Source organism: Kitasatospora sp. NPDC127121, assembly GCF_042677305.1.
Lineage (GTDB): Bacteria > Actinomycetota > Actinomycetes > Streptomycetales > Streptomycetaceae > Kitasatospora.
In genome coordinates, this window is record NZ_JBHXTQ010000098.1 from 23,783 (window position 1) to 29,782 (window position 6,000).

The window sequence follows — 6,000 nt, forward strand, 5'->3', positions numbered from 1 at the left end:
CACCCCCGGAGGCCGCCCGGTTTCACGCCCGGCGGGCGGCGGTGATCTGGGCGGGGACGGCGCCGAGCCACCAGGTGGGGTTGGCGGTGCCGTCGGTGGTGCGGCCGTCGTGGTGCACGTAGTGCCGCACGTCGCGCCCGGCCTCGGCGAACTCGCCGTTCAGGGCGCGCTCGATCCACTCCGCGCCGAAGCGGAAGATCTCGGCGGCGACCCCGCCCAGCGGGTGGAACTCGTTCTCGTAGACGCGCAGTTCCTTGGGCGCGCGGATGCGCTCGTAGTTGGCCAGGGCCTGCTCCAGCCGGGTCAGTTCGTCGAACTCGCCGATGCCGTACAGGACCGGGCAGTCGATCTCCTGGACGAGGTCGCCGAGCGGCATCCGGGCGACCAGTTCGCGGTCGAAGGCCTCCTCGTCGGTGTAGCCGGCCATGTACATGTAGTTGTTCTTGAAGGTCGGCTGGGCCTGCTCGAAGATCGTCTGGAAGTCGCCGGTGACCGCCTCGAAGGCGGCCAGCGCGGCGAGCCGGCGGTCGGCGGCGGCGGCGCGCGAGCCCCAGTAGCCGCTCATCGAGATGCCGAACATGCCGATCCGCTGCGGGTCGACCTCCGGGAGCGAGGCCAGGTGGTCGAGGTAACGGCTGATCGCCCGCTCGTAGTTGGTGAGGTCGACGGTGAGCCCGCCCGCCCGGGTCTCGCCCTGGCCGGGGCCCTCGATGGACAGGGCGACGATGCCGCGGGAGGTGTAGTACCGCTCGGCGGCGTAGATGTAGTCCTCCTTGATCATGTCCATCCCCGGGCCGAGGATCACCGCGGGGGCGTTGCGCACCTCGCCGGCCGGCAGGTGCAGCAGGCCGTAGATCCGGCCGCCCTCGAAGTCCAGCTCCACCCGGCGGACCCGGTCGTCGCGCAGCGCGCCGAGGCGCTCCACGCAGTGGTTGGCGTGCTCGCGGAAGGCGAGCTTGCGCGGGTCGGTGGCGTCGAAGACGGAGTACTGGGCGCGGCCCCACATCACCGCGGCGCGCACGTACAGGTCGGCGGCGGTCTGGGCGAAGCCGCCCCGCTCGTGGTGGGCGGCGCGCTCCTCGGCCTGCCCGGCCACGGTGGCCCAGGCCTTGGGGAGCATCGCCCCGCTCTGCACCAGCGCGAAGACCTTGTCGAAGTCGGCGTGGTCGTGGCCGAGCTGCTCCAGGGTGCCCTTGGCCTGGGGGTGCAGGGCGTCGAAGCCGCCCTGGGCGAGGGCGATGTCCAGGGCCCAGCTCTGTCCGGTCGAACGAACGGTCATGACGGGTGTCCTCCGTGTCGATAGGGGGCTCGGTGGCGGTGCCGCCGAGTCGCTAAGTACTTATCTATTAAGTACTTAGGATATTCTGTTGTCAACCCGCCCATCGATCGAGCCACGGAGGCCGCCCCCATGTCGCAGCCCCAACCCACCCCCGCCCGCGAGCAGGCCCTCGACCAGCTCGCCCGCGCCGCCTACAGCCTCAGCGCCGCCGACTCCCGCCTGCGCGGACGCGCCACCCGCACCCCCGGCGCGCTCTCCCTCACCCATGCCCGGGCCCTGCGCGTCCTGGCCGAGACGGGCCCGCTGTCGATCGGCCAGCTCGCCGCCGCCACCGAGACCACCAGCGCCGCCACCACCCAGCTGGTCAACAACCTCGCCACCGCCGGCTACGTCACCCGGGAACGCCCCCCGGGTGACAAGCGGTCCGTCCTGGTCGCCCTCACCGACGCGGGCCGCCGCCGCCACGACGAACGCCAGACCACCCTGGCGCAGGCACTCGACACCGCCCTCGCCCACCACGACGCCCCCGCCCTGGACGCCGCGACCGACGTGCTCCGGCAGCTGGCCGCCATCTACGACCGCCTCTGACCGGGGCCGTCGCGGGGCCGTCGCGGGGCCGTTACGGGGTCAGGGCGGCGGTGATGGCGGCCTCGGCGTGCAGGCGGGTGGTGGGGAAGGTGGGGACGGGGCTGTCCTCGGGGCGGACGAGCAGTTCGATCTCGGTGCAGCCGAGGACGATCCCCTGGGCGCCGGCGGCCACCAGCTCGTCGATCACCCGGCGGTACGCCGCGCGGGACTCCTCGCGGACCAGGCCGAGGCACAGCTCCTGGTAGATCACCTGGTGGACCAGGGCGCGGCTGTCGGGGCCGGGGACGAGGACGTCGAGGCCGTGGGCGGCCAACCGGCCGCGGTAGAAGTCCTGTTCCATCGTGAAGGCCGTTCCGAGCAGCCCGATCCGGTGCAGTCCGGCGGCCCGGACGGCGTCCGCGGTGGCGTCGGCGAGGTGCAGCAGCGGGACGGGGGTCGCGGCCGTGACCTGGTCGGCGACCTTGTGCATGGTGTTGGTGCAGATCAGCAGCAGTTCGGCGCCGGCGGCCTCCAGGGACCGCGCCGCGCCGGCCAGGAGCTCGCCGGCCTCGGTCCAGCGGCCGTCGGCCTGGAGGCGTTCGATGGCGGCGAAGTCGACCGAGTACAGCACGAGCGGGGCGGAGTGCAGGCCGCCGAGACGGTCGCGGGTGAGTTCGTTGAGGAGGCGGTAGTACTCGGCGGTGGATTCCCAGCTCATGCCGCCGATCAGGCCGAGGGTCTTCATGCCGCCATTTATAAAGCAATGCAGGAATTGAAAGCAAAGGTATAAGGATTACTTGGAATCGCCCTGCGGAATCCAGCGCGGCACGCGGTGCTGCCATTCCCGGGCGAACACCACCGAGCCGGCCTCCAGCGCGCGCAGCTGCACGATGCTGAGGAAGTGCCCGGCGTCGCAGCGCAGTTGGGTGCGGGTCTGGACGGTGACGTCCCAGCCGATGTCGGGGCGTTCGAGGCGCACGGTGTGGTCGGTGCGGGCCTGGGCGCTGAGCGGGGCGCCGGTGAGCACCCGGTAGGCGGTGACGGTGTGCTCGTCGCGGACCAGGCCGTCGGGGTGGGTGCGGCTGCCGTCGGTGGCGGGGGAGAGTTCGGCACGCCATTCCCGGCGGCCGATGTCGTGCACGGTGACGTGCTCGGGCCGGGCGGTCAGCGGCTCCGTGCGGTGGATGTCGAGCGGCTCGGGCAGGGCGGGGGCCTCGAAGGCGACGGGGGCGGCGCCCATGTCGGCGGCGAGGTGGCGGGTGGGCAGGGTGAGGGCGGAGCGGGACGGGTCGAGCGCGTAGCCGGCGTCGTCCGGGGTGGGCCACACCCACGGCCAGTAGACCGAGGAGAGGGCGAGCCGCAGCCGGTGCCCGGCCGGGACGGCGCCGGCGCAGGCGGCGAGCTCGACGTCCGCGTCGGGGCCGGCGGCGACCAGGACGCCCCGGGTGAGCAGCGTGGAGGTGCCGTCCGGGCCGACGGCGCAGAGCCGGGCGGTGATCTGGGCGGGCGGGCCGCCCTCGCGCAGGCGCAGCCGTACGGTCGGGGTGCCGAGCAGTTCGACCGGGTCGGGCAGCGGCTGGGAGTCGAAGCAGACCGAGCGGCCGTCCTCCTCGCGCTGGTCGGGCGGCTGGTCGGCGGGGCGGCCGAGCGGGACGTAGGCGCCGGCGTTGAGGCCGGTGTGCTGCGGGGAGCGGACGCGGACGTGGCGGTCGTCGGAGGCGGTGCCGGCGGTGCGCAGCGGGCCGTCGAGGCCGTAGTGGATCTCCCGGACGTCGGGGGAGGGCCAGGTCTCCTCGCCGGTCCAGCGGGTGCCGATCCAGCTGCGCAGGGCGGGCTCCGCGAGGGCGCCGGTGTCGAGGTCGCGCAGCCAGTGGTCCCACCAGCGCAGGGTCTCGGGGAGGGTGTCCTCGGGCAGGCCGTGCGGCCAGGGGCCGAGCAGGGCGCGGGCGGTGGGGGAGGTGGCGAGCAGCCGCAGCACGAAGGAGCAGGAGGGGTCGCCCCAGCCGGCGACGGCGAAGGTGGGGGCGGGGACGGGGACGGTGGTCTCGCCGGCGGCGAGCCAGGCGTCGACGGGCGGGTCCAGGGATTCGAGGCGGGCCAGCCAGTCGGCGCGCCAGGCGTCGCCGACGTGCCGGGGGTCGGGCGGGAGGGCGGCGTCGGAGACCAGGGTGGTGAGCCGGGTGTGCAGGTCGGCGGCGAGCAGGGCGCCGCCGAGGCGGTGGCCGCCTTCGGGGCAGACGGTGACCACGGCGCCGACGGTGTCGGGGGCGCGGGCCGCGAGCAGCAGGGCGGTGGTGCCGGCGGCGCCGACGCCGAGCAGGCCGACCCGGCCGCTGCACCAGGGACGGCGGGCGAGCCAGTCGAGGACGGCGGCGCCGTCGTCGAGTTCCTGGTCGCCGCCGGGTTCGCCGGGCAGGCCGTCGGAGTTGCCGTGGCCGCGGGTGTCGACCCGGAGGGCGCCGTAGCCGTGGCCGGCGTACCAGGGGTGGCGGCGGGCGTCCTCGGCGGCGGTGCGGTCGGTGAGCCGGCCGGCGGAGTACTCCAGCAGGGCGGGGACGGGTTCGTCGCTGACCGGGCGCCACAGCCGGGCGGCCAGCCGGGTGCCGTCGGGCAGCGGGATGCGGACGTCCTCGCGGGTGGTGCGGAAGGGGTAGGACGGCATGGCCGCTCCCATCGGATCCCGGGCCGGTGAGCGCCGGCGGGCCCGCGGCGCGTACGGGGAGCGCGCTGCGGGCGTCGGCATCTCGACCCTAGGGGAGGAATCGTCCGATTTCCTGACGAAGGCTGCGCGGTGGTCGCGGCCCGCCGGTCGGGGCGGCCGGTCGGGGCGGCGGGGTGGAGCCCGGCGCGAGCGGGCGTGTGCCTGCTGCCGCACGCCCCTCGTCCGCGCCCGCATGCCCCCGTTCGCCGTCGTCCGGCATTTGCACATGACTTGCAACTACTTCCCCGAGGGGGGAAAGATGGCCCAGCTTCGCCCGGACCACCCGAAAGGACCACAGGATGTCCAGCCCCGCCGCAGGTGCCTCGCCCGTCAGATGGCGTGACCGGCTCACCCGGGAGGAGTGGATGCGCCTGGCCGGGATGGGCGGTTTCATCCTCGTGCTGCACGTCGTCGGCTGGTTCACCCTGCTCGCGCTGGTCGCGCCCGAGCACTACAACGTCGGCGGGCAGGTGTTCGGCGCGGGCATGGGCCTGACCGCCTACACCCTCGGGATGCGGCACGCCTTCGACGCGGACCACATCGCGGCGATCGACAACACCACCCGCAAGCTGATGGGCCAGGGCAAGCGGCCCCTGTCGGTCGGCTTCTGGTTCTCGCTCGGGCACTCCTCGATCGTCTTCGGCCTCTGCGCGCTGCTCGCCTTCGGCATCCGCTCGCTCGCCGACCAGGTGGAGGCGGACGACTCGACCCTGCACACGATGACCGGCCTGATCGGCACCACCGTCTCCGGGACGTTCCTGCTGCTCCTCGGCCTGATCAACCTGGGCGCCTTCAACGGCATCCTCAAGGTGTTCCGCCGGATGCGCGTGGGCGAGTACGACGAGGCCGAGCTGGAGCGCCAGTTGGAGCGGCGCGGGCTGATGAACCGCATCCTCGGCCGGGTGACCAGGGCCGTCACCAAGCCCTGGCACATGTACCCGGTGGGCCTGCTGTTCGGCCTCGGCTTCGACACCGCCACCGAGGTGTCGCTGCTGGTGCTGGCCGGCGGGGCGGCCGCGTTCTCGCTGCCCTGGTACGCGCTGCTCACGCTGCCGATCCTGTTCGCGGCCGGGATGAGCCTGCTGGACACCATCGACGGCTCGTTCATGAACTTCGCCTACGAGTGGGCCTTCTCCAAGCCGGTCCGCAAGATCTACTACAACCTGACCGTCACCGGCCTGTCGGTGCTGGTCGCGCTGGTGATCGGCCTGGTCGAGCTGATCGGCCTGCTCGGCGAGAAGCTGGACATCACCAGCGGCCCGATCGCCTGGATCGGCGGGCTGGACCTCAACTTCGTCGGCTACGCGATCGTCGGCCTGTTCGTGCTGACCTGGGTCGCGGCGATCGCCTACTGGAAGTTCGGCAAGGTCGAGGAGAAGTGGTCGGCCGGCCTGGCCGCCGCGGCCGCCAAGTCGGAGTAGCGCAAACCCCGAGGGGGGTGGTGACCGGAATC

At 73.4% G+C, this 6,000-nt stretch carries 5 protein-coding genes; 2 read left to right on the forward strand and 3 right to left on the reverse strand.

Translation table 11 applies throughout. The features are described 5' to 3' along the window. Nucleotides 1-22: 22 nt before the first annotated feature. Nucleotides 23-1,279 carry an alpha/beta hydrolase gene (locus tag ACFVHI_RS32950; protein WP_380345465.1) on the reverse strand — a complete coding sequence of 419 codons (1,257 nt, stop codon included), beginning with the start codon at nucleotides 1,277-1,279 and terminating at the stop codon, nucleotides 23-25. A 129-nt stretch (nucleotides 1,280-1,408) separates the two neighbouring features. Here ACFVHI_RS32950 and ACFVHI_RS32955 point away from each other — a divergent pair, with 129 nt between their 5' ends. Then, nucleotides 1,409-1,867, forward strand: a complete 459-nt coding sequence (locus tag ACFVHI_RS32955) for a MarR family winged helix-turn-helix transcriptional regulator (protein WP_380345467.1) — start codon at nucleotides 1,409-1,411, stop codon at nucleotides 1,865-1,867. A gap of 31 nt (nucleotides 1,868-1,898) precedes the next feature. Here ACFVHI_RS32955 and ACFVHI_RS32960 read toward each other — a convergent pair whose 3' ends face one another. Beyond that, entirely contained in the window at nucleotides 1,899-2,591 is a 693-nt protein-coding gene (locus tag ACFVHI_RS32960) for an aspartate/glutamate racemase family protein (RefSeq protein ID WP_380345469.1), read from the reverse strand. Nucleotides 2,592-2,639: 48 nt separating this feature from the next. Then, complete coding sequence (locus ACFVHI_RS32965; RefSeq protein WP_380345471.1) at nucleotides 2,640-4,508, reverse strand: CocE/NonD family hydrolase; 1,869 nt, start codon at nucleotides 4,506-4,508, stop codon at nucleotides 2,640-2,642. 338 nt (nucleotides 4,509-4,846) lie between these two features. Between ACFVHI_RS32965 and ACFVHI_RS32970 the strand changes: the two genes are divergently transcribed. After that, on the forward strand, nucleotides 4,847-5,968 hold the full coding sequence (locus tag ACFVHI_RS32970) for a HoxN/HupN/NixA family nickel/cobalt transporter (RefSeq protein ID WP_063347065.1): 1,122 nt from the start codon (nucleotides 4,847-4,849) through the stop codon (nucleotides 5,966-5,968). The last annotated feature ends 32 nt before the right edge of the window (nucleotides 5,969-6,000 follow it).